A 24,132-nucleotide genomic window follows, 5' to 3' on the forward strand; every position below is an offset into this window, starting at 1 on the left:
GACCTCCATTTCTAATTTGGCCTTATTATATCGTTCAACTATAATGATAAATAGGTCAAATGACCAAAAGGTAAAATGAAGGTGAGCATATGAATTTGAAAGATATCGTAAATGTCGCGCCCGAGCGGATTAAGAAAGAATTTATTTACAAAAGGCATAAAAAAGGCAGCCTTATCATTCATCCGCACGAGCACAATGATTATCTCTTTATTCTGACTGCAGGTATCGCCGAAGTGTATCGGCAAACTTACGCCGGAACGATGCTATCCCTCTATATCTATGAGGCGCACAGCTGCTTTGGGGAAATAGAGATTTTTAATGAAAAAATAAAAACGCTTGGCGTTATCGCGAAACAAAATTGCGAAACGATAGCGATCCATAAAGCAATGGTTTACGAATGGATGAAAACCGATTTTCAATTCAATTTTTACTTGATGAAACAGCTTGCCTCGAAATTAATTTTAAGCTCGGACACCGCGGCGCAATTATCCCTATTGACAGCTAAAGATCGCCTTCTGATAAGCATCCATAATCATTATAAAATCGGCGATTTAGATACCCTGACCAAGCAAATGCTATCAAGCGAGGTCTGCGCCCCGATTCGAAGTTTGAACCGTTCCATCGCCCAGTGCATAAATGAGGGTTTTATCAATTATAAAAACAAAAAATTCTCTATCACCTCCATTGAAGCGATTGAAAAACAACTTGAACATTTTTTGCCAAGTTAATGCTACTATGGAAAAGGCACCCTCCCTGGTGCTTTTTTCAGGGGCTGTTTGCTTTGGGCTTCCGGCACCTTGTCATCCGCCGCTGCTTCCGCTTCCTTCAGCATGGCCCGCCAAGCCGGCGTTGTGGAGCACGTTTTGCAGACGTTGCAAACGCCGGAAGCGTACAGCATCCGCGCCGATCCCGTGCTTCCTTCCCATGTGATGGTTGAGCAGCTGCTCTACTCTCGTTCCGCTGCACCATCAAGCCGCATCAACGGCCCTAAGATGCTGCGGGGCAGGAATGTCTTTTTATCTGTCCACAGCCATGCGACCATCCGAATGATCGCGAGTACGTCTTCAACCCGGCTGCATTTTGCCATGATTCAACACAACACCCTCTCGCAAAACATCGTTACCAATGTGCGTGCAGATAAAGCTGTTGGATAGCCCTGTCGACCTTCATCCGACTCACCCTTTTCCGAAATAATCAGATTTTTCTCTCGCCATTGCAAAAATGCATCCCTATCATATGAAAGATGATGTCTGGCAAGCTAGGGGATTTTGTTCAGGACGAAAAGCCTGGGCCGTGATTGCCACTTTCTTTTCCCCCATCCCATCGATCTCCCCCTCCATTCGCGTATTTCGAGCGAAAACAAACGTCCATAACCAACGCATTGTCAGCACGGAAAAAATACTGGACGGTAGAACATGCCGAAAAATCGGCATAGCTTCTTTAACAGCCTCCCCCGAATTTCCACTGCAGCTCATTGCGTTAGCAGGCAGGATAGTTTTACCTTTTTATGGTAATATAAATCCAGGTTTTTCTCAGGCAGGCATGTCGAAAGGGAGGGATCAGCCTTGAACAACGCCATCATAGAAGTAGACGGACTCGTCAAACGGTATGGAAAATTCACTGCAGTGAACGGAATTCATTTCAAAGTGCGTGAAGGGGAAGTGTTCGGATTGCTTGGGCCGAACGGGGCAGGAAAAACCACAACGATGGAAATGATCGAGGGTCTACGACGGCCGGACGAAGGGAGGGCACTTGTCGCTGGCTTCGATACGAAAAAAGATTTGAAAAAGGTTAAAGAAATAATCGGCGTCCAACTCCAATCGACATCACTTTTCGACCTGCTGCACGTTCATGAAATCATCCGTATGTATGCGAGTTTTTATCCAAGCGCAGTGCCAATCGAGCCGCTGCTAGACGATATGATCTTGCGCGAAAAAATGAATGAACGTGTAAAAAACTTATCCGGCGGACAGAAGCAGCGACTCGCTATTGCGCTAGCACTCGTGAATGATCCAAAAGTAGTTTTCCTCGACGAGCCGACAACCGGACTCGATCCTCAAGCTCGTCGTACGTTGTGGGATATCGTGCTTCGTCTAAAGGAGCGTGGTAAGACTGTGGTGCTCTCTACTCACTACATGGAAGAGGCTCATGTGCTTTGTGACCGCATCTGTCTCATGGATAAAGGTCAAATCGTTGCGCTCGATACGCCGGAGCAGCTCGTCCGCAGCCTGCAGTCAGACAGCGCCATCGAGTTTCGCTTGCCGGAGTGGGTTCGAGACGATAAAGCACGAGAGCAAGAGGTGCTGACGCTTGTCCAGTCATTGCCGGATGTGAAGCAAGTTGACCAGCGAAAAGACACGTTCGTTTTGTACACCGATCATTTGCAAAATGCGCTGACCGCTTTTATACAACAAACCGCTGAGCAGAACATCCGGATATCCGATTTGCAAACGCGCACAGCAACGCTCGAGGACGTGTTCATCCACATGACGGGAAGGAGCCTGAGGGAAGAATGAAGGCGTATCGTCAATTGGTTTTAGCCCAGCTACGACTTTTCGGGCGAAATCGGCAAGTATTATTTTGGTCGCTTTTGTTTCCGATCGTTTTTATGGTGATGCTGGGGACATTCTTCGGAAATGGGGACAGCACATCGCTCACCGTCAGTGTTATCGACCAAGATCAGACGACTGCATCGAAGGCGCTTCTCACATCGATGAAACTGCTATCCATTTTAAAAGTAACGGAAAGCGCCGATCTCGATGCGGAGATAAAAGATCTTAAGCATGGCGATCGGCAGCTTGTCGTCGCTATTCCTAAAGGATATGAAACTGCTGTAAACGCGAAATCCCCCTCAACTCAGGGCTCCAAACTCACAGTATACTACGATGAGACGAGCCAAACGACCAATCAGATCGGGCTCCCCATCATATCCCAGGTCGTCGATGGCATTAGCAAACAGATTGTTGGGTACACACCCATCATCACGATTCAATCTGAGGGTGTCCAATCCCTCAAACTGAAATATATCGATTTCCTCGTGCCGGGCATCGTCGCAATGATGATTATGAATAACAATCTGAACGGCGTCGCCGGCCAAATCGCATCTTGGCGCGAGCGTGGTATCCTTCGACGTCTTCAGAGCACGCCGCTCCAACCTGGAAGCTTCATCGCCGCGCAAATCACGGCCCGACTGATGTTAAACGGCGCTCAGGCGATAATCGTGCTGCTAATCGCCAGCATGATTTTCGGAACGCAGGTGAACGGTTCGTGGATACTTCTGCTACTGTTCGTCGTACTCGGTACACTGACGTTCATGTCGATCGGCTTTATCATCGCGGCGCTCACAAAAACGCCGGAAAGCGCTGGCCCGATTGCCGGTTTCGTCTCCTTCCCCATGCTTTTTCTGGGCGGTGTCTTCTATCCGATCAAGAACATGCCTGACTGGCTTCAGCCAATCGTCAATTTGCTGCCGATTTCTCATTTGTCCACAGCACTGCGCCAAATCATGAATGTCGGAGCCTCGTTTGCCGACGTGTGGCGTGAAGCTGCACTGCTCGGCGGCTGGATGCTTGTCGCTTTCCTTATTGCAAGCCTAACATTTAAATGGGAGTAACATATTGCAGCAGGCTGCAAAAACTGTTATGCTTTTAGTAGTGAATAAATCGTACGCCCACAAAAATCTCAGGGTCTGATTCGTTATGAAGGAAACTCCTTCATTTCTGATCAGGCCCTTTATGTTTTTTTATAAGGGACTTAACATGAAACCCTTAGAAGGAGAGACGATCACGTGAGAGAGGTTTTTGGGAATCGTAATTTTCGCAGGCTGTTCTTTTCAAATTTATTTGCCGGGTTTGGCCAGGGTATGACCATGATAGGGATTTCGTGGTATTTAGTGGAGATGACAGGTATGGCCAGATTACTCGGCTCCACGATGCTGATTTCCTCTATTCTTGTGTTTCTTATTGGGCCGTTTACTGGTGCAGTCATTGACCGCTTTTCCCGTAAGGCAATTCTCCAGATTGAGCAGATAGGAGGCTTCATCGTGCTCGCCGTGTTAGCAGCATGGGGATTTTGGGGCACGTATCATGAGTGGATGATGGTGCTCATTTATTTGACCACTACATTCATGCTTCAGATTCACTATCCAACGCAGTCAGCCCTCGTTCAGGAAACTTTTGACCAAAAACAATACAACGCCATCAACTCTTTACTAGAAATTCAGAACCAAACCGCTTTGGTCTCGGCTGGGGCGCTAGCAGGACTACTTTTGGTCAAGTTTGGACTGCAGATTGTACTACTGCTAAACGCATTGACGTATTTACTAGCGTTTGTGCTGTTATCAGGTATGGACTACGTTTTCACGGTGAAACAACCAGCAACAAAGAACATCCGCATATCTTGGAGGCAGCAATTTAATCAGGGGTGGATCTTCATCAGGGAAAGAAGAGGCTTCATGATATTTGGTGTTTCTGCTCTTGTGCCCTTCATTGCGGTTACGCTCGTGAACCTGCTTAACCCGATCTTTGTGAGACAGACATTGAAAGAGGATGTACACATCTACTCACTCGCGGAAGTTTCCTATTCAATAGGCGCGGTTCTGGCAGGAGCATGCATTGCCTGGATTAGTCGAAAATTTGGTGCATTTTCGTCCATGGTGTTCCATTTTATGTTGATGGCGCTCGTTCTTGCTCTCACAGTTGTTCTGCCAACAGGCTGGATTTTTGTGCTGCTGTCTGCCTTTTTAGGCTGGTGCAACGTTTCAACACGTCTTATTAGACAGAACGTTTACATGCAGCTGTTGCCCAATCACTTTATGGGCAGAGTGCTCAGCTCTTTAAATTCGGTGGGTACGTTGATGAGGCTACTGCTACTCGCCCTGTTCACTACAATTATCGACTCAACTGGTGCAGAAGTTGGCTTTCTAGTATTAGCTGGTCTTTTAGTAGTATCGGGGGCAGGGATTATGGTTTCCATGCGCATGTTGATGGAGCAAGTACCTTCGGCCGACGAGGTGTGAAGAATACCCGACCATAAAAAAACAGTGACCACCGCTTCCGAATGGTCACTGTTTTTTTACTCGCAATGCTATGCTGGCAACAATACCCCATGCGCGCCCTCCCACGAGATCGCGACACGCTCGCCTGGCGTGAAATGCTGGCATTGGTGCGCCGTTTCAAGCACCGTAATCCGTTCGTCTGATTCGCAGACGCGGATGATTTGGCGAACGAACGAGCCGACATACACGCGCTCTTCAAAAATGCCGGTAAGCTGGTTGTCCGCAACCTCCCCGTCCGTTTGCGCAGAGCAGCGAATTCGTTCCGGGCGAATTGACAGGTAGACTTTTTGCTCGGGTGTAACCGAGGCTTGCTTTTTTTGTACATGAACCCGCTGATTGAACAGATTGAGAATGACCGAATCACCTTCCACTCCCAGCACGCCTCCGGCGTACAGGTTGGTATCCCCGATGAAATCAGCCACAAACCGCGTTTGCGGCACTTCATATAGCTCCTCCGGCGTGGACAACTGCTCGATATTTCCGCCATTCATCACCGCAACCCGGTCGCTCATCGTGAGCGCTTCCTCCTGATCGTGTGTCACGTAGATGAACGTCATGCCCAGCTGCTGGTGCAGATGCTTTAATTCCACCTGCATTTCTTTGCGCAGCTTCAAATCCAATGCGCCCAGCGGCTCATCGAGCAGCAGGACTCGCGGGTTGTTGACCAATGCGCGGGCAAGTGCGACGCGCTGTTGCTGGCCACCCGATAGCTGCCTCGGCTTATGGTCCTTCAAATGCTCAAGCTGCACGCGCCGCAGCGCTTCGAGCGCCTGCTGCTCCCGTTCCACTTTCGGCACCTTGCGCATCTTGAGTCCGTATGTCACATTTTCAAACAAGGTCATATGCGGAAACAGTGCATAGCTTTGGAAGACGGTGTTGATGTCGCGCTTGAATGGCGGCAGATGCTTGACGTCCTGTCCGTTTACATAGATGCTGCCGCCGGTCGGCGTCTCAAAACCGCCGATCATGCGCAGCGTCGTCGTTTTTCCACAGCCGCTCGGGCCAAGCAGTGTGAGGAATTCGCCATGTTCAATCTGAAGATTCAGGTTATTTACCGCGATGAAACTACCATACGTCTTATTTAAATTTTCCAATTGTACGATCGGGACACCCATCATAGCCGCTCCTCCCTATTTCGCTCTCATTTTCGCTTCATCTTTTCCCAAGAACCATTGCGACATGACGATGATCACCACGGAAAACAGGAAGATGACCGTCGTAATCGCATTGATTTCCGGCGTAATGCCCGTCCGCAGCATGGCCCAGATTTCGAGCGGCAGCGTATTGTCCCGCCCCGTCAGGAAAAAGGTGACCGGCACTTCATCCAGCGAAATCGTGAATGCGAGCAGAGCCGCGCCAATGATGGAAGTCCGGATATTCGGCAGCACTACGTGGAAAAAGGTTTGTATCCGGTTGGCGAAAAGGTCCATCGACGCCTCTTCCAGGGCAGAGTCGATCCGTTCCAGCCGGGCATAGATCTGCGTGATCACAACCGGCACCAAAAACGTAATGTGTCCGATGATCACCGCGGTCAGCGACAGGCGTGCTCCCGCCAGGATGAAAAAATGCAGAAGCGAGACACCTGTAATGATGCCCGGCAGCATCAGCGGCATCGTCACCAATCGACGAAAAAATACTTTCCCGGGAAATTTGTATTTGTAAATGGCGAAAGCTCCCGGAATTCCGAGAATCAGCGCACACGTGACGCCGTAAAACGCAACCATCAGACTGTTTTGCAGCGACTTCCAAATGCTCGTGTTTTCCATCAGCTTTTCGTACCAGCGAATGGAGATGCCCTTCATCGGAAATGAATTGACGACATCCGGGTTAAAGGAGTAAAAAATGATGATCAGCACGGGTAAATAGATGAAGCACATGACGCAAAAGGCAACCGCCCACATCGCGATGGTCAAGCCATCTGTCCGCTGACCAGAAGTCATTGCAGCTTCCCTCCTTATTTAGCGCTGTGTCACGCTGCCATATCGTTTTTCCATCCGCTCCGTCACTTCAAGCACGCCGATGACCAAGAGCAGGATGATGATGCCGATCGCAGAGCCGAGCGGCCAATTGTACGCTGCCCCGAACAGACTGACGACGATGTTGGCGATCATGATTCCATCCGGTCCGCCGATCAATACCGGGGCAATAAAGTCACCCATCGACAGGACGAATGCCATTGTGCATCCCGCAAGCACGCCCGGCAAGCTCAATGGAAAAACGATATGGAAGAACGTCTTGAAGCGATTGGCCCCCAAATCCTTGGATGCCTCAATCAAATCTTTAGGCATATGCTCCAACGACGCATAGATCGGCATCAGCACAAATGGCACGAAAATGTGCGTGAGTGTGATGATGACGGCAAATGGGCTGTAGAGAAACAGCGTCATCGGCTGGTCGATTACGCCGAGCCACAGCAAAAAGTTGTTTAGAATGCCGTCTGTACCAAGGATTACCTTCCAGGCGAAGGCACGCACCAGGTAGCTGGTCCATAACGGGATGATCACCATGACATACAATATCATCTTCCAGCGCTGCCCGACCTTGAATGCCAGCACATAGGCAAGCGGATAGCTGATCAAAAGAGCAAGCGCGGTCACAAGGAGCGCGATGCCTAACGTTTTCAAGAGCGTCCCGAAATAGAGCGGATTCGTGAAAATCGTCACGTAGTTCATCACATTAAATACATGCGCGATCTGGCTGTTTTCGAGCTTCCAAAAGGAATTGATGAAAATGAGAATATACGGAATAAACAGAAAAAATAATGCCCATAAAGCCGCTGGCAGCAAGGCCATTAGCAGCCTGACTTTGTTTTTGTGAAAAAATCGAGCCAGCCGGTTTCGCTCCGCACCGACCCAGGTTGCTTGCTGATTCGTTTCCACTCTCAAACCGGACCGCTCCTTTCCACATCCAATTTGGTAAAAGCGTGCGATTGTGGCAGCCCCATGAGACGCTAGCCGGCTGACAAGCGGATTTTTTCCCCTTGCCCGCCGACTGCATCGTCTCTCATGAGCGGAACACATCGCTCGCAATTCGCGCCCGATGCGCGGACGCTATTGACCTGCCTTCACTTCATTCCAAACCTCGTTATAACGGTTGCGGTCAGGGACGAATTGCCAGAAGTTGATCTTTTTCATCATCTGGTTGTATGTATCTGGATTGTCCAGCATGTTGCGCTTCATTTGATCCGCATCCATGAACTTGGCTGCTTGCGGGTTGGAGACGTAGTAGTTGGTCACGTCATTGAATTTTTTCAGCGTCTCAGGCGAGATTAGGAAGTCGAGCAGCTTCTCTGCCATTTCCTTGTTCGGCGAATCTTTGGTGATCATCAGTAGGTCGATCCAGCCGCTCGTTCCTTCTTTCGGGATCGTTTCCTTGATATTGCGTCCCATCTTTTGCAAGGTATGCGTGGTCAGCGGCCAGCCGTTGGAAATCACGATCTCTTTATTCGCATACAGATCGTTCAGCTCCCCGCCTGTCGCCCAGTACTTACGAATGTTCGGCTTCAGCGCCAGCATGTCGGCTTTTACTTTTTGCAGCTGCTCTGGCGTCATGCTGTACAGCTCATCCGGTTTGGCGGAATCGAGGCTGCCGATCCCGTCTTTTTGCGCGGAAATGTACAACGTGGAAATCTCGTCCCACACCGCGACTTTCCCTTTGTATTGAGGATCCCACAGCACGCTCCAGGAGGTCGGCTCCTCTTTGAGCACATCGGCGTCATAGATGAGTGTGTTGGGGCCCCATGCCATCGGGATGCCGTAGAGCGATCCGTCAGCCTTTTTGGTGTTGACCTGCTTCAACGGCTCGGCGATGTCCTTGTAGTTGCTGATGTGCTCCAGATTGATTGAATCGAGCAGGTTGCTGTCATTCAGCGCCTTTGCCACATCGCTCGACGCGATGATCAGATCGTAGACCGAGCCCCCGCCGCCTTTCATTTTGGCGATGATTTCATCGGTGGAGCCGGCATACGTGGCACTGACCTCGACGTTGTATTTCGCTTCAAAATCTTTGATGAAGGACGGATCAGCATAACCTTCCCAGCCAAGCACGCTAATTTGTGTTTTTTTACCTGACGCCCCTTCGGAAGAACCGCCGCAACCAGCCACTGACAATGTCAAAAGTGAAAGAATGGCGACGCCGATCCCCCATTTGCGCCGTGCTCTCATGTGAACTCCCCCTTATCGTTTACGCTGATCCGATTCTATTTCCGCCTGTTCGGCTTTCTCTCTATCTGTTCACCGGTGTCTATGCCGCTCTTCTTATCCTTCAAACCAGCCTACAGGGCCCACTTGCAGGTTGATGTTGATCTGTTTGATTTCCATGAACTCGTCCAGACCGTATGTGCCAAGTCCACGTCCGATTCCGCTTTGCTTGTAGCCGCCCCATGGCGCTTCGTTGTAAGTTGGATGGTAGGCGTTGATCCATGTGATACCTGCGCGCAGCTTTTTGATTACGCGCATCGCTTTAGCGCCGTCTTGCGTGAACACGCCGCCAGCCAGGCCGTAGACGGTGCCGTTTGCAAGCTCGATCGCTTCCGCTTCGTCCTTGAATTTTTGGATCACGCACACAGGACCGAAGATTTCCTCCTGCACGATGCGCATGTCTTGCTTCACATCAACGAAAGCGGTCGGTTCGACGAAGAAGCCGTTCGCATGCGCTTCGTCTGTCAAGCGGTTGCCGCCGAACAGCAGGCGCGCGCCCTCTTGCTTGCCGATCTCGACGTAGCCGAGGATTTTTTCCATATGGGCTTGGCTGACCACAGGGCCCATTTCGGATTGCGCATCAAGCCCGTTGCCGACGCGAATTTTTTGTGCGCGCTCCGCAAACGCTTCCACAAAACGATCGTAAATGCTCTCTTCTACCAAGATGCGTGAACCTGCCGAGCACACTTGGCCTGCGCCGCAATAGATGCCGAACAGTGCATAATCAACTGCAGCGTCGAAATCCGCATCGGCAAAGATGATGTTCGGCGACTTACCGCCCAGCTCCAAGGAGATTTTTTTGATGTTGCCCGCAGCCGCGCGCATGATGTTGCGTCCGGTTGTCGTTCCGCCTGTGAAGGAAACCAGATCGACGTCTTGGCTTTCCGCCAGCTCGTTACCCACTGTCGCGCCAGCTCCCATGACCAGGTTGACGACGCCTTTTGGCACGCCTGCTTCCTCGATGATTTCAACCAGCTTGGTGCAGGTGATCGGTGTAATTTCCGATGGCTTAATGACGATCGTATTGCCCGCAGCCAATGCAGGAGCCACTTTCCATACCACCATCAGCATCGGGAAATTCCACGGCGTGATCAAGCCGCATACGCCGACAGGCTCGCGGACGACCATCGCTTGCATCGGATCGGCTACGCTATATGTTTGGCCGTGCGGCTTGGTCACCGCACCAGCATAGTAACGGAAGCAGGCAGCCGCATCCGCGATATCGAAGCCGGACTCGCGCAGCGTTTTACCGTTGTCCATCGTTTCCAGGCGGGACAGCTCTTCCTGACGGGACTCAATCAGATCAGCGATTTTGAACAGCACGCGCGCACGCTCTGCTCCTGGCAGCTCGGACCATACGCCGCTGTCAAACGCTTCCTTCGCAGCAGCAATCGCGCGTTTGGCATCCTCTACGTCACCTTCTGCTGCTTTTGCGATAACCTCGCCTGTTGCCGGATTGACCACATCGCGGGTTTTGCCGCTTTGCGCCTGCTGCCATTCACCATTCACATACATTTTCAGTTCCAACATTTCACATCAAGCCTCCTGTAGTTTGATTTGATGACCGTTTTGTTTGATGCAACAGCTGCTCGAACAAGTCCGCTTCCCCGTTCAGGATGCGGCGAATCTTGGGGTCCGTGCCGCGAAACAGCAGGACCGGAAAGGTGACGATCTCCTCTTTGTCACAAAGCAAAGCATGCGTTTTACCGTAGCCGTCCACGAAGGTGCTTTCACCGATAAACGTCATCTCGCCTTCGAATCCGATGCGATTGCACAAGGCGACGGGAATCTCGTTTTCCATCGCACGGCACTGCGTGTAGATGAGCTGATATTCCTTGTATGGCTGCATGTTGGAGGTCGGGATCAGGATCATGCTGGCCCCTTTCAGCCTCAAGATGCGCGCCACCTCGGGAAACTCCAGATCAAAGCAGCTCATGATGCCGATCGTGCCGAACTTGGTTTCGAACACCGGCAGCTCAGACCCGCTGCTGAAAAACACCCGTTCCTCATCAAACAGATGGGTTTTGCGGTAGATGCCGAGCACCTCGCCACGGTCATTGATCAAGGCAGTCGTGACGTAATAGCGCTCCTGCTCCCGTTCGGGAAACGAATACAGCACGTGGATGCCCTCTTCCCGACACAGCGCTTTCATATAGCTCATGCACGGGCCGCCCAGACTCTCCGCCGCTTCTGCGAGCCAGGGACCGATCGAGTAGCCGGTGAGACACAGTTCGGGAAATACGACCAGATCCGACTGCTGCCTGCGGGCTTCACGCACATAGCGCGTGATTTTTTCCAGATTGAAAAACTTTTGATTCAATTGGGTCTCGATCTGAGCAATGGATAATCGCATCGGTTTCTCCTTTCCACTGAAAGTGATTTCGCCATATTATACTTGCAAGCGTTGTGCCAATTCTAAAAACTTTGATTTTTCAATAAAAATGTAGTATTTTAGCTTCACGTCCGTCGAAAACCGATGAATTTTTTCATCGTTGAAAGAGCCAAATCGAGTTCAGTAGACTTTGAATACAGGTTCGGTGGAAACAGATGGAGGGTTATCGTAGTGATGATGATTTTTTTCATCGGGATGCATTTTTTCATCCCCTTCGAGGAGGCGTTTTTCATTGACTGAAAACGAATGGATGAGCAGAGAGGCCGTTTGCTTTCTACTCTTTGTATCCTCTACCTATCAAATCAATCTCGCCATCGGCGACTTTCATCGGGTGTTCCAAACGAAACGGCCTTGCATCTTTCGCTCGCAGGCCTCCATCACGGAGCTGGGCTGGTCCGAGCTGTTCACCGATGAGCCGCGGCTTGACCTGGAACAACAGATTCTTTATACGCATGATCAACAGAAAATGCTGTTATCGATTACGAAAGTGAATGAAAAGGAATATGAATTCGTGCTCGGCTTCACGAATTTGACCCGTTCCTCCAAAGAGCTGCTGGTGCGCGGCCAGCATCATCCTCCGCTCACCCAGCATGAGCTGGTGTGGCATTCGGATAAAATGAAGCAAATTCTCTATATCATCGAGCAGGTGACACACGTCGATTCGACTGTGCTCTTGCTCGGCGAATCCGGGGTCGGCAAAAGCGCGATCGCCAAGGCGATCCATCAGATGAGCCTGCGCAAGGATAAGCCGTTTCTAACGGTCAACTGCGGCGCTCTGCCGGAAAATCTGATCGAGTCCGAGCTGTTCGGCTATGAATCCGGTTCGTTCACCGGCGGCAAAAAAGGCGGACAGGCCGGCTTGTTTGAATCAGCCCACACCGGCACGCTGTTTCTCGACGAAATCGCCGAGCTTCCCTACAACGCCCAGTCCAAGCTGCTGGAGGTGCTGCAGGAAAACACGTTCCGCCGCGTCGGTGGCATCAAGAAAGTGGAGGTCGACGTCCGGGTCATCGCCGCCACCAACAAGGTGCTTCCGACCATGATCAAGCAGAACCGCTTTCGCGAGGACCTGTTTTATCGTCTGAACGTCGTCCCGCTGGAAATCCCGCCGCTGCGCGAGCGCAAGGAAGACATTCCGCTTTTGCTCCGCTATTTCCTCAACAAGTTCAATTTGAAATACAAAAAGGGAAAGCGGCTTTCTGAAGAGACGGTGCAGCGCTTTACCCAGCACCTGTGGCCGGGAAATATCCGTGAGCTGGAAAATCTGGTCGAACGGATCGTCGTTACGGATCAGGCAGAGGAAGTGACGTTTGCCGATGCGACGTCGCCGGCCCCACAGTCGCCAGATGCGCCTGAGCTGGTGATCAAGGGCATCATGCCGCTTAAACAGGCCAAACGCCAGCTGGAGAGGGAGCTCGTTACCCGCGCTTACAGCCAATTCGGCAGTACCTATAAAGCCGCAAAGGTGCTAGAGGTGGACCAATCCACGATCGTCAAGAAACTGAAGGACTACAATCTTGTCCAAGAAACCGAAGAATAAAGGGGAAAAACGAGATGGGGACGCTGCGTATAGCCATAGCCCAAATCAGAGGCAGCAAGGATGATGTGACGCAAAACAAAAAACGGATTATGGAGATGATCGAGCGCGCGTGCAATCTGCAGGCAGATTATCTGGTTTTTCCCGAGTGCTTTTTGACAGGCAGCTCACAGCTACCATGTGAGCTGCCCTCTGCCAGTGAGCTGCCTTCATCCTGTCAGCTGCCTGCTTCCAGTGAGCTCCCACGTGAGCTGCCCGCTTCCAGTGAGCTGCCCTCTGCCGACCTGCTGTCCGACATATGCGCGCATGCGAAGCGCTATGAGGTCGGCGTCATCATCGGGATGGTCGAATCGGACGGCGAGCATCTGTACAATGCGGCCGTCTTGATCGGCAAAGACGGCCGCATCGCAGGGTCATACCGCAAGATCCACCTGTTTGAATACGAACAGAGCCGATTTTCGCCGGGGCGCGAGCTTCCCGTATTCGAGCTGCCGGAAGTCCGCATGGGGATCATGATCAATCACGACATGGAATTTCCCGAGGTTGCCCGCATTTTGGCTATTCGCGGTGCGCAGCTGCTCGTGGTTTTGTCGTCCGGCACCATCCTCGATACCGAACGCGATACGCTTTACTTGCGCGGGCGAGCAATGGAGAACCATCTGTTCGTCGTCGTTGCCAATAAAGTCGGTTTGGAAGAAAATCAACTGTTTGCCGGCAATAGCAAATGGATCGATCCCACCGGGAGTATTCTCTGGGCCTGTAGCCAAAACGAAGAAGTATCGGTGCAGGACATCGATCTGAATGAAATCGAGCATACGAAAGGAGCGCTCGATTACTTGAAGAATCGTCGCCCCGATGTTTATGCCAAGGAAGGGTACCAGCCGATGTAGGATTTTGCGGATCGCAAGCACCGTCGCTTGTGTGGCCCTTAACTCAACGCTTGCAAAAAAAGAAGGTGCGTCTCGTCCCACAGCATGTAACCAGTGGGTCAAGAGACGCCCTTTCTCTTTTTTGGCGATAGTCGAATCGTGTCGGTGTTGCGGCTGGCGACAGGTTCGATCCCCATCACTATGATCGACAATAGGAGAAAAGCGTCACTAGACAAATCGGCACCCACAGAACTATACTAGCTCCATACGTCCAACCGGACATAACGAATCGGAGTAATCGATACCGCAACAACGCGTGCATGCGAAGAAACTATAAGATCCAATCAAATCGGGAGGTGAATCGATGTGGAGACAAGACTCATGGAAGAAGCGTATTTGTACACGGTGATGCAGCTGTTACCCCACGGGATCAATAAGGAGCACGTTTTGCAGGAGCTTCGTTCCCAAATCAGCGAATCGGTGAAACGAAAGCAGGCAAAAGGACTTTCCGAGCGCGACGCGATGCTCGAAACGTTCAAGCAGCTCGGCTCCCCCCGCGAAATCGCCAATCAGTATGCAGGCAACCATAACGTAACGCGGCTTCAGCTCGCTGTTCGGCTGTTTGCGATGAACGTCCTGCTTTTCTTGGTCGGCTCGGCTATCGTCATTTTGCAGGCGTATTTGTCTTCCCCGGCCAAACAGCAATTTTGGCTGTTGGCACAAGAGCACAAGTACCAGATTCTCGGGGTGTACAGCCTGCTGTGGCTCGTCTGCGGTTACGTGATCGGCAAGCTGTACGGCTTTTCCTTGCGGCGCTGGCTGGGCCGGATCATTCACGTGCCGCTCAGCCTCAATTACGTGTTCATGCTGCTTATCCTGTTTCGCTTCATCCCTACCGACTGGTTTGGAGGCGTGTTGAATACCGATTTCGTCATTATCTCCGTCGTCGTCACCGCCTTGCTGTCGGTCTTCTCACTGGTCGGGTTCCATGTGGGCGCCCGTTCCAAATCGGTGCGAAAAGACTAAGAACATAAAAAACCTGCCCCAGCGATTCCAAGTGGGAGCAGGTTTTTTTCGTATTTTTGGGAGATTGCTTAAAAGACGCTCGCCTCGGTTCCGACCCGTTCAGGCACTACCTCACCGTCGGTCAAATAATGCAGCACGGCCGCGATGAACAGTTGGCCAATGCCGCGCATGGAGCGCTCATCCACATCGAATTTGGGGTGGTGGTGCGGATAGGTCGCTTGAATATCCGGGTTCATCCCGCCCACATTGAAGAACGTTCCCGGCACTTTTTGCACATAGTAGGCGAAATCCTCCATCCCCATCGACGGTGGCAGCTGCATCACGTTTTCCTCACCGTACATCACTTTGGCCAGCTCCTCGACACGCTTCGTCTCTTCTGCATGGTTGAACAGTGCCGGATAGCCGCGCGTATACGTGTAGCGCACCGTTGCACCTGCCCCTTCGCATGTGGCTGCAGCCACCTGGCCGATCGCTTCCTCGATCAGATCGCGGACGTCTTCATGAAAAGTCCGCACGGTTCCTGTAATTTTGGCTGTTTCCGGGATGACGTTGTAGGCTTGTCCGCTCGTAAAGGTACCGCATGTGATAACCGCAGGCTTGAGTGGATCGACACGTCTGCTGACGATTTGCTGCAGATTAACGACAAGCTGACTGCCAAGCAGAAGCGGATCGACAGACAGATGCGGATAAGCACCGTGCGCCCCTTTGCCGATCAGCTCGATTTCAAACGAATCGCCCGCAGCCATCATATATCCTTCACCCACGCCAATCTGCCCCACCGGAATGCTGGACGCCACATGCGCACCGAAAATGACATCAACCCCATCGAGGCAGCCGTCTTCGATCATCGGTTTGGCGCCGCCGGGGATCACTTCCTCCGCAAACTGGTGGATAAAGACGATATTGCCGGGGAGCTCCTCGCGAAATTCGCTCAAAACCTTTGCCACACTGAGCAGCGCCGCTGTATGGATATCGTGTCCGCACGCATGCATGACGCCGGGAATCCGCGATTTGTAGGCGACGTCTTTTTCATCCTGAATCGGCAGCGCATCAAAGTCTGCGCGCAAGGCAACGGTCTTGCCCGGTTTGCCACCTGTAAGCAAGCCGACCACTCCTCTGCCGCCGACGCCCGTGCGCACGTCCAGCCCCAAACTGCGCAGCGTATCCGCGACTTTTTCCGGTGTATTCACCTCATGGAAGGACAGCTCTGGATACATATGCAAATCCCGGCGAAACTGCACGGCCTCTGGATATAACTCTTCCAATCTAGCAAAAAGCTTGGCAATCATGTTCATCATCCTCCCCGTTTCTCGCAAGATATGGTGCCGTCTACTACATAAAAACGCTTTCATCCAACTATTTCTCCAGTTCTCCCCTTATTCCTGTCATCGGTATTGTGCATGAAGAATTTGCACAAAAGAACCGCCATGCATTTGACTAGCACGGCGGTTCTTTTCGCTTTCCTGCCCTTCTTATCCGTGTTTCCGGCGACGTTTGAATACAAGCACATCGCCTCTGTGGAAGATCAACCGGAAGCCGTTGTTAAGCAAGCAGCGCTGCGCTGCACCCACACGACCGCCAATGAACAGGAATCGACGGCATGGAAAAGCCGTGCCGATTACCCGAAACGACGTAATGACTCTTACGCCATGTCTATTGCGGCGAAAGATGATTGTAACCACATCTGTTTTAAACCGAGATTTACGTATTGTAAACACCTCACTTCCTCTTGCGATATTGATAGATAATGCAGCAGAGGACAGAGAGGAAACGGACAACTATCAATGCTTGGTAAAATATGCGAATCTATTAATACTGGAGCGGGGCATGTGCGGGTTGAGCGGAAATCAGCCTTTACGCCCTCAGTTCACCGTGCTAACGTTTTCCATATTGAGGAAAGATCAGGGGGGGATTTCATGCTGGACAAAACGTATGAAAAAGTACCGGTGGAGCTAAAGCCATTGCGGGCAAATGTGTTTAGCGTGGTGTTTTCCGTCGTGTTTTTTCTGGCGGCCCTACTCTTCTACGGAAGCGGCGGTGCCATTTCTTTTTCAGTGGACATTTCCGATGTTCTCTTGTTTTTACTGCTCATGATCGCAGGCATCGTTGTACATGAAGCGCTGCATGGGGTTGGGTTCTGGTGCGGGGGAAAGACAGCTTGGAAGGACATTCATTTCGGCGTCGTTTGGAGCAAGCTGATTGTTTACGCCTGTTGCGTGAAGCCGATTTCCGTCGCGCACTATCGGTTTGCGGTGGTGCTACCCGCTATCGCACTCGGACTGGTTCCCTTTTTGCTCGCCTATTTCTCGCAGTCTCTCTTTTGGTATATGTGGGGCATCTTCATGATCATTGGCAGCTGCGGCGATTTTATCATTCTCTGGACGCTGCGCCGCTATAAGAAAGGGACGCTGATCGCGGATTCGCTCGATCGAATCGGCTACGACGCGTTTGTTCCGCGCGAGCGCACCATGTAACTTGAATCAAAAAAACCGACAGGCGATCCTTCCGATGCCTGTCGGTTTTTTTGATTGTCCGTAAAACTAGAACGTGCCGAAATCGATATGATATACCTTTTTTGGGCGTCCTTTCAGCTTCTCCTGTTTCTTGTACGACACTTTGGCCGCTCCGGTTTCCTCCAGCTTATTTAAGATGCGGTTCGCTTGCCGCAGCGTCAATCCCAGATGGTACGCCAATTCCTCTCCCGTTAGCTCGCTGCTTTTCATTTTGGCCAGGACGGCCAGAATCTTTTGGATCTGCAGCACAGAGACGCCGTACGTTTCACTAAGCCGTTCATAGTGCGGCTCGACTGTATTGGTGAAGTGAATGCAGGTCTCATCCCCGAGCGGTCCGATCACATCTTGGTTTTCCGTGATCACATAGGAACAGTCGAGCTCGTGGGAAATCGCTGCTTTGCTAGCATTTTGCGCAGAGGTTTTCGCCTGATACAGCGTGGAGCCGATCCCCCAGCCGATATTGACCGGAAACGGAAGCACCTGATCAAGATATTCATGAATCGCACAATGGGTAAACTGATCGGTCATCTGCTTCAGCTCGCCAAACGACGTAATCACTTCAAAATGACCGTTTTTCTTTTGAATGACCGACAGCGTTTTTTGTGCTTGATTGAATTCCAAGAGCGCCTTGTGCAGCAAAATCTCCTTGAAATCATCAGTTTCAGCCAGCGTGATGATGCCCATGGCCCATTGGTTTTCCAAGAGGCTGGTGATGCGCAGCTCGTTTGTAATCTGATTGATCCGCTCCACGATCGACTCGGTCGACGGCAGCAGCAGTACATTGGGAATCCCGGCTTCATTCAGCCGCTCGACGACGTTGCCCAAGCGGGTGATCGACAGGTCGATTTTTCCCTGCTGCCATAGCGACAGGTGCTTCTCGAACATGCGGTCATAGATTCCATACGTGTAGTCGATTTCCATGTAGTGCGGGAATTCGCGCTCGGGAAGCGCTTCCTTCAATCCTAAGAAGTTGTTTTGCTCGTTGATGAAATCGATGAAAACGCGGGAAAAATCAAGCGTTTTATTAGCATTGCTGATGGTAAATAGCCGTTTATAGAAATCCCCTTCCGTCATATCCAAAAAATACGTCGGGGTATCGAATTCTACTTCTCTTTGGGCGATCAGATAGCCCAGCGGTCCGCTGAACAAAATCCCGTGGACAAACGGGCGATGCAGCTCGTATAGCTCCTTGATTTCGTTCAATTGGTAGTATGGGATCGGAACGAGCTCGCACTGCCCTTGCAGAAACGGCTCCGCTTCTTTTATTCGTTGCATCGAATAATTGGCTGCGATGACACCAATCTTTATCATTTTTCCTGGTTTCCTTTCTGAAACGCTCGAATCTAGCTTTTATTATACATCGAAATGCGGACGAACCAAGTTGCGAAAATTTCTTGCAATGGCGAATCGTTCGTTTTATAATCCATTTTAAGAAATGTCCTAAATAAGTCCAAAAATATAAAAGGAGGGTAACGACACCGCTGCATAGCTGCTTATTCCGGTTCTCCACCAAAGAAGAGGAGGTTTTACTTACATGATTGAAAGCGCATACAACAAAAAGTCGAAAACCATTGTCTTGACTCTTCTGTTCTTAACCTGGATCGTCAACTATCTCGACAAAAACTCGATGAACATTGCCATCGTCGCGATCTCCAAACAATTTCAGCTTACGCCTACCCAATCGGGTATGGTCATCAGCAGCTTTTTCCTCGCGTACGCCATCATGCAGCTGATCGGCGGGTATTTGACCGACAAGCACGGCTCGCGCAAAGTCATCTTGGCCTCTCTCTTGGTCTGGTCCGTCTTTACTGTCTTCACCGGCTTCGCCTGGTCATTCGCGTCACTGCTCGTCATCCGCTTCCTGTTTGGGCTTGGTGAAGGTAGCTTTCCATCGGCCAGCTCTGTCGCCTTAGCTGAAACGTTTCCGAAAGAAGAACGCGCACGGGCAAAAGGCGTGCTGACCTCTGCCACTGCAATCGGTGCCATCGTCGCTTCTCTCTTGGCCGCCCTCATGATCAAGAGCGTCGGCTGGAATGTGATGTTTTATTTGTTTGGCGCAGTCGGGTTCGTTTTCTCCCTCCTTTTGTGGAAATATTTGCGCCCTGCCGGACAAAGCGTGAAGAGCGACCGCCCGAAGGTATCGATGGCAAAAGTGCTGAAGAACCCGCTTGCTTGGAAGCTGATGCTGATCTATTTCGGAATCAGCATGGTCAACTGGGGCCTCAGCTCCTGGATGCCTTCTTACTGGGTGAATGTCCGCCACATCGAACTGGTGAAAACCGGTATGATCTCCATCATTCCCGTCGTCTTCTCCCTGCTGGCCATCAACTCCAGCTCCTGGCTCATGGACAAAATGGGCGCTGGCAAAGAGCGCTTCATCATTATTGCAGGTTCGCTTATCGGCATCATTTCTCTTTTCCTGATGATGAACGCAGGCTCTGTCACGATGGCCGTCACCTACCTGTGCATCGCCAATCTGGGAGTGGGCTTAACGACAGTCGTGCTTGCCATGCCGCTCAAATATTTTTCGCAGGATTCGATGGGCTCCACAGTCGGCATCATGTATTTCGGCGGGCAAATGGCCGGAACGATCGCGCCCACGCTGATGGGCTACATGATCACACTGTTTGGCGGCTCGTATGATGCAGCATTCACCTTGTTGATCGTGTCGCTGGTCATCCCGATCATCACCTGCTTTTTCCTCCGCTTGAACAAATCACACCTTGACGAAAGGACGAAAGCCGCATGAACGATTTGCAAAAGATCATTCAATTCATTGAAAACAAACAGGAAAAGCTGATTCGCATCAGCGACCAAATCTGGGGCTACGCAGAAACCCGCTTTGAGGAAACCCAATCCGCTGCGCTGCTCTGTCAAGCACTTGAAGAGGAAGGCTTCGCAGTCGAAAAAGGAATCGCCAACATGCCGACCGCCTTCGTGGCGAGCTACGGTTCCGGCAGCCCTGTCGTCGCGATTCTTGGGGAATACGATGCTCTCTCCGGGCTGAGTCAGGAAAAAGGACTCCCGACTGAACAAGCAATCCAAGCGGGCGGCAACGGACATGGCTGTGGGCACAATTTACTAGGAACAGGCTCGCTTGCAGCAGCCATCGCCCTTAAAGACATGATGGAGCAGGAAGGGCTTGCGGGAACGGTCCGCTATTATGGCTGTCCGGCTGAGGAAGGCGGCTCTGGCAAAACCTACATGGCTCGTGAAGGCTGCTTTGATGACATCGATTTCGCCTTGTGCTGGCACCCGATGACCGTCAACGGTGTCATGCCAGGGAGCTCGCTCGCCAACTATCAAGTCTATTTCAAATTCAAAGGTAAAAGCTCGCATGCGGCCGCTTCTCCACATTTGGGACGAAGTGCGCTCGATGCTGTCGAGCTGATGAACATCGGCGTCAACTACTTGCGTGAGCACATCATCCAGGATGCGCGCGTTCATTACGCGATCACGAATTCCGGCGGCTTTTCACCAAACGTGGTGCAGGCGCACGCAGAGGTGCTCTATCTGATCCGCGCTCCGAAAACGCCACAGGTGCACGAGATTTACGAGCGAGTCTGCAGCATCGCTAGAGGCGCTGCGCTCATGACCGGAACGGAAGTGGAAATCGTCTTTGACAAAGCCTGCTCCAACCTGGTGCCAAACAATACGCTCGAATCGACGCTTCACGGCGTGCTCAGTGAAATCGGCGTGCCGACATTCACGGAAGACGAGCTCGCATTCGCTAACGAGCTGCAAGCGACACTGGCTGCCGCAGACATCGCCGACGAGCTGTCCAAGTTCCCGAAAGAGCTTGCCGCCGCGCTCAAAGAAAAACCGATGTCCGAGATCATCATGCCGTACTCACCGGCTGTTTCAAACCGCCCGATCGGCGGCTCGACCGATGTCGGCGACGTCAGCTGGCTTGCCCCGACCGCCCAATTCGTCGGCGCATGCTGGGTACTGGGCACCCCAGCGCACACCTGGCAAGTCGTCACCATCGGCGCAACCTCTATCGCGCACAAAGGCATGCTCCAAGCAGGAAAAGTCCTCGCCGGCACCGCCCTGCAAGTAATGAAAAACCCCGAGCTTTTGGCAAAAGCCAAACAAGAGCTCCAAGACCGCCTGGGTGACGATCAGTATCAATGCCCGATCCCGGCAGAAGTGATGCCCGCACGTTATCGGGGGTAATAATGCAAAAGCCGCAAGGGAACTTTCCCTTAGCGGCTTTTGTTTTATATTTTTTTGGTCTTTTATCCCTGCTGTCTGTTGGTGGGTGCTCATTGCGAAATAAATCCAATTTTCTTTTTCGGTTCCTCAGGATTTACTTTTTTGACGGATATAAGTAAAAAATTTATCTGATTGACATGCTGGAGCAATTCGACTGGGTTTCCGTTGTCCAAGAATCCGATAAACTTAATAAGATTCGTTCCTACATGCCCTATTCCTGTGATATTAACTGTTATTGCTTGACCAAATGATGCTAGCATTAGCCCAACTTCATGATCGGCATCCAGTTGATGATGATAATCTAGGGTTGCATTATATAATTCTTGTGCAATTGTTTCAGCATCATCTTTTAATTTAATATCTTGAATTTCCGGCATATTAAACATGATTTCCCCTCCTTGGTGTCTATTGGCATCTATTTCGCCACCAAAAAGCAGATTCCTGTTGTATTTTTTATTTCCCTACTTGCCCCGGCAGGGTCCGCAGCCGCTTTTCACTTTTGGAGGTGGGGGTTTGGGCCGACAAATTGTCGCCCGTTAACTCACTCTTCGTTACACGAGCCTCAACGATTCTAACTCTCGATAAACTTCCTCTGCAGCACATTCGGGATTTAGCATTTGAATCATTTCTACTGTAATGGGGACACCCTCATAAACTTTTTCTACAACATCTACTGGCAGTGCTAATTCAAAAAAATCTTTTGCGAATTGCACGAATTCCCCTGGTGTCTGGTAAATCGCACCGATCAAAAAATCCGAACCATCATCAGCGCCTTCTGACATTTTAACTTTTCCCTTCTGCCAGCTTGCATCACTATTTTTACGCCATATACAAAAAGTCACAACTTCTTTTTCAATTCCCTCATGTTCAAGTAGAGGTAATAATTCGTTCGGAACGTTATCATAGATACCTGGCCATACGCTATGTTCATCTTGTGCATATGGACTTAAAAGAGATTCATGATCAAACCCCTTAATGATTGATCCTTCAGCGGAAAACAAGATGATAAGATGATCACCTGCCCCATTATCTATTTTCGCCATACACACTCCTTTATCCCATTCTTGAACAAAGCTATGATAACGAAGCCATTCAGTCTCACAAAGAATCGTATTTAGAGTTGCTTGAACGATCATCAGCTTTTTTAAGCTTTCCGGTCCTGGTAATTGTTCTAATGCACTCATACCTTCCCACCCGCCCTTTACTCATCCATTTTTTTGAGGTACCCCTCGAGAGGTGCATATTTTCGTACATGTAAAAGAGGCTACCTAACGTATTCTTGAAAATGTTCTACCATCCTGCCCTTTAGCGTGGAAAAGGCAGCCCGTTTTAATCGGTTCCCTTTTCGTTGAAATGTCGAACTCATGAACCCGTTAGGTTATCTCCCACCGCCTTGCAGGACTTTCCCCACCCAGCCAGAATACTTCTATCGTTGAAGTCATGCATAAAGTTCGTCGCAATGTGCAACGATTTTAGGATGCTTCTGCCACCAAATCTACATTATTGGAGGAGTTACACATGAGTGTTCATATCGAAGCCAAGCAAGGAGAAATTGCCGAGATCGTCTTGATGCCGGGAGACCCTTTGCGTGCCAAGTACATTGCTGAAACTTTTCTTGAAAACGCGCAATGCTATAACAACGTGCGCGGCATGCTCGGTTTTACCGGAACGTACAAAGGACACCGCATCTCTGTTCAAGGATCAGGCATGGGGATTCCGTCCTTTTCCATCTATGCAACCGAATTGATTAAAGATTATGGCGCGAAAAAGCTCATTCGCGTCGGCACATGCGGAGCGATCCAGGAAAGCGTAAAAATCCGCGACGTGCTGATCGCCCAAGCGGTCTGCACCGATTCTTCCTTTAACGACCGTACATTCCCTGGCTACACGTTCGCGCCGATCGGCGATTTCGAGCTGATTCGCACCGCTTACGAAATCGGGACATCCAAAAACATGAACATCCGCGTCGGCAACATCTTCTCGTCGGATGTGTTCTATTCCGAAGATCAAGAAATGACCTTCAAGCTTGGCCGCTACGGCGTCATGGCTGTAGAAATGGAAGCGGCTGCGCTGTACACGCTCGCTGCCAAATACGGCATCCAAGGCTTGACGATCCTCACCGTCAGCGACCATCTGGTCACAGGCGAGCTGACGACCTCCGAAGAGCGTCAAACGACGTTCAACGACATGATCGAGGTCGCTTTGGAAACCGCGATCCGCTAATGCATGAACCCAAAACCAGCCCTGACGCCATATGGCACGGGCTGGTTTTTTTATAGGCTCGTCTGTTGTTCAGTGATAATAAAGTATAGTGATGGATCATCC

Annotated in this window: 23 protein-coding genes; 12 read left to right on the plus strand and 11 right to left on the minus strand. The window is 50.8% G+C overall.

The window, feature by feature from the left end:
* The first annotated feature begins 89 nt into the window (after positions 1-89).
* From EDM56_RS11325 to EDM56_RS11350, 5 genes are all read left to right on the plus strand, one after another.
* Positions 90-728, plus strand: a complete 639-nt coding sequence (locus tag EDM56_RS11325; protein ID WP_122918008.1) for a Crp/Fnr family transcriptional regulator — start codon at positions 90-92, stop codon at positions 726-728.
* A 48-nt stretch (positions 729-776) separates the two neighbouring features.
* Positions 777-1,154: a hypothetical protein gene (locus EDM56_RS11330; RefSeq protein ID WP_122918009.1), complete on the plus strand. Its 378-nt coding sequence runs from the start codon at positions 777-779 to the stop codon at positions 1,152-1,154.
* Between the two features lie 411 nt (positions 1,155-1,565).
* Positions 1,566-2,516: an ABC transporter ATP-binding protein gene (locus tag EDM56_RS11340; protein ID WP_122918011.1), complete on the plus strand. Its 951-nt coding sequence runs from the start codon at positions 1,566-1,568 to the stop codon at positions 2,514-2,516.
* Entirely contained in the window at positions 2,513-3,613 is a 1,101-nt protein-coding gene (locus tag EDM56_RS11345) for an ABC transporter permease (protein WP_122918012.1), read from the plus strand. The genes EDM56_RS11340 and EDM56_RS11345 overlap by 4 nt, the downstream gene beginning before the upstream one ends.
* A gap of 174 nt (positions 3,614-3,787) precedes the next feature.
* The gene (locus EDM56_RS11350) at positions 3,788-5,017 is read left to right on the plus strand and encodes an MFS transporter (RefSeq protein WP_122918013.1); all 1,230 of its coding nucleotides are present in this window, start codon (positions 3,788-3,790) and stop codon (positions 5,015-5,017) included.
* A gap of 68 nt (positions 5,018-5,085) precedes the next feature.
* Here the strand turns inward: EDM56_RS11350 and EDM56_RS11355 are convergent, their stop codons facing one another.
* From EDM56_RS11355 to EDM56_RS11380, 6 genes are all read right to left on the minus strand, one after another.
* On the minus strand, positions 5,086-6,171 hold the full coding sequence (locus EDM56_RS11355) for an ABC transporter ATP-binding protein (protein ID WP_122918279.1): 1,086 nt from the start codon (positions 6,169-6,171) through the stop codon (positions 5,086-5,088).
* Between the two features lie 15 nt (positions 6,172-6,186).
* On the minus strand, positions 6,187-6,996 hold the full coding sequence (locus EDM56_RS11360; protein WP_122918014.1) for an ABC transporter permease: 810 nt from the start codon (positions 6,994-6,996) through the stop codon (positions 6,187-6,189).
* Positions 6,997-7,014: 18 nt separating this feature from the next.
* On the minus strand, positions 7,015-7,935 hold the full coding sequence (locus EDM56_RS11365) for an ABC transporter permease (protein WP_246009364.1): 921 nt from the start codon (positions 7,933-7,935) through the stop codon (positions 7,015-7,017).
* Positions 7,936-8,106: 171 nt separating this feature from the next.
* Positions 8,107-9,219 carry an ABC transporter substrate-binding protein gene (locus tag EDM56_RS11370; RefSeq protein WP_122918015.1) on the minus strand — a complete coding sequence of 371 codons (1,113 nt, stop codon included), beginning with the start codon at positions 9,217-9,219 and terminating at the stop codon, positions 8,107-8,109.
* A 93-nt stretch (positions 9,220-9,312) separates the two neighbouring features.
* Complete coding sequence (locus tag EDM56_RS11375; protein ID WP_122918016.1) at positions 9,313-10,785, minus strand: aldehyde dehydrogenase family protein; 1,473 nt, start codon at positions 10,783-10,785, stop codon at positions 9,313-9,315.
* Position 10,786: 1 nt separating this feature from the next.
* Positions 10,787-11,608, minus strand: coding sequence for a carbon-nitrogen hydrolase family protein (locus tag EDM56_RS11380; RefSeq protein ID WP_122918017.1), 822 nt, complete (start codon positions 11,606-11,608; stop codon positions 10,787-10,789).
* Between the two features lie 271 nt (positions 11,609-11,879).
* Here EDM56_RS11380 and EDM56_RS11385 point away from each other — a divergent pair, with 271 nt between their 5' ends.
* The 3 genes from EDM56_RS11385 (at position 11,880) to EDM56_RS11395 (ending at position 15,079) form a co-directional block, all read left to right on the plus strand.
* Positions 11,880-13,187, plus strand: a complete 1,308-nt coding sequence (locus EDM56_RS11385) for a sigma-54 interaction domain-containing protein (protein ID WP_246009349.1) — start codon at positions 11,880-11,882, stop codon at positions 13,185-13,187.
* A gap of 14 nt (positions 13,188-13,201) precedes the next feature.
* Positions 13,202-14,074, plus strand: a complete 873-nt coding sequence (locus tag EDM56_RS11390) for a carbon-nitrogen hydrolase family protein (protein WP_122918018.1) — start codon at positions 13,202-13,204, stop codon at positions 14,072-14,074.
* A gap of 345 nt (positions 14,075-14,419) precedes the next feature.
* Positions 14,420-15,079: a hypothetical protein gene (locus EDM56_RS11395; protein ID WP_148040378.1), complete on the plus strand. Its 660-nt coding sequence runs from the start codon at positions 14,420-14,422 to the stop codon at positions 15,077-15,079.
* A 68-nt stretch (positions 15,080-15,147) separates the two neighbouring features.
* On the opposite strand, the gene EDM56_RS11400 is transcribed toward EDM56_RS11395, so the two are convergent.
* Positions 15,148-16,368 (minus strand): M20 metallopeptidase family protein, encoded by a 1,221-nt coding sequence (locus EDM56_RS11400; RefSeq protein WP_122918020.1) that lies wholly within the window; start codon positions 16,366-16,368, stop codon positions 15,148-15,150.
* Between the two features lie 183 nt (positions 16,369-16,551).
* A complete protein-coding gene (locus tag EDM56_RS31165) occupies positions 16,552-16,797 on the minus strand; it encodes a hypothetical protein (protein ID WP_148040379.1) in 246 nt (81 codons plus the stop codon).
* A 198-nt stretch (positions 16,798-16,995) separates the two neighbouring features.
* Here EDM56_RS31165 and EDM56_RS11405 point away from each other — a divergent pair, with 198 nt between their 5' ends.
* Complete coding sequence (locus tag EDM56_RS11405; RefSeq protein ID WP_246009350.1) at positions 16,996-17,553, plus strand: DUF3267 domain-containing protein; 558 nt, start codon at positions 16,996-16,998, stop codon at positions 17,551-17,553.
* 66 nt (positions 17,554-17,619) lie between these two features.
* On the opposite strand, the gene EDM56_RS11410 is transcribed toward EDM56_RS11405, so the two are convergent.
* A complete protein-coding gene (locus tag EDM56_RS11410) occupies positions 17,620-18,903 on the minus strand; it encodes a transcriptional regulator (RefSeq protein WP_122918021.1) in 1,284 nt (427 codons plus the stop codon).
* A gap of 223 nt (positions 18,904-19,126) precedes the next feature.
* Between EDM56_RS11410 and EDM56_RS11415 the strand changes: the two genes are divergently transcribed.
* Together EDM56_RS11415 and EDM56_RS11420 are read left to right on the plus strand one after the other, a co-directional pair.
* Positions 19,127-20,341 carry an MFS transporter gene (locus tag EDM56_RS11415; protein WP_122918022.1) on the plus strand — a complete coding sequence of 405 codons (1,215 nt, stop codon included), beginning with the start codon at positions 19,127-19,129 and terminating at the stop codon, positions 20,339-20,341.
* Positions 20,338-21,768 (plus strand): M20 family metallopeptidase, encoded by a 1,431-nt coding sequence (locus EDM56_RS11420; RefSeq protein WP_122918023.1) that lies wholly within the window; start codon positions 20,338-20,340, stop codon positions 21,766-21,768. The genes EDM56_RS11415 and EDM56_RS11420 overlap by 4 nt, the downstream gene beginning before the upstream one ends.
* An 89-nt stretch (positions 21,769-21,857) precedes the next feature.
* Here the strand turns inward: EDM56_RS11420 and EDM56_RS11425 are convergent, their stop codons facing one another.
* Both EDM56_RS11425 and EDM56_RS11430 read right to left on the minus strand, forming a co-directional pair.
* A complete protein-coding gene (locus EDM56_RS11425; RefSeq protein WP_122918024.1) occupies positions 21,858-22,193 on the minus strand; it encodes a DUF6173 family protein in 336 nt (111 codons plus the stop codon).
* A 165-nt stretch (positions 22,194-22,358) separates the two neighbouring features.
* Entirely contained in the window at positions 22,359-22,991 is a 633-nt protein-coding gene (locus tag EDM56_RS11430) for a hypothetical protein (RefSeq protein WP_122918025.1), read from the minus strand.
* A 334-nt stretch (positions 22,992-23,325) separates the two neighbouring features.
* Between EDM56_RS11430 and deoD the strand changes: the two genes are divergently transcribed.
* On the plus strand, positions 23,326-24,030 hold the full coding sequence (gene deoD, locus EDM56_RS11435) for a purine-nucleoside phosphorylase (RefSeq protein ID WP_122918026.1): 705 nt from the start codon (positions 23,326-23,328) through the stop codon (positions 24,028-24,030).
* The last annotated feature ends 102 nt before the right edge of the window (positions 24,031-24,132 follow it).

Source organism: Brevibacillus fluminis (assembly GCF_003710825.1).
In the GTDB taxonomy this organism is placed as follows: domain Bacteria; phylum Bacillota; class Bacilli; order Brevibacillales; family Brevibacillaceae; genus Brevibacillus_D; species Brevibacillus_D fluminis.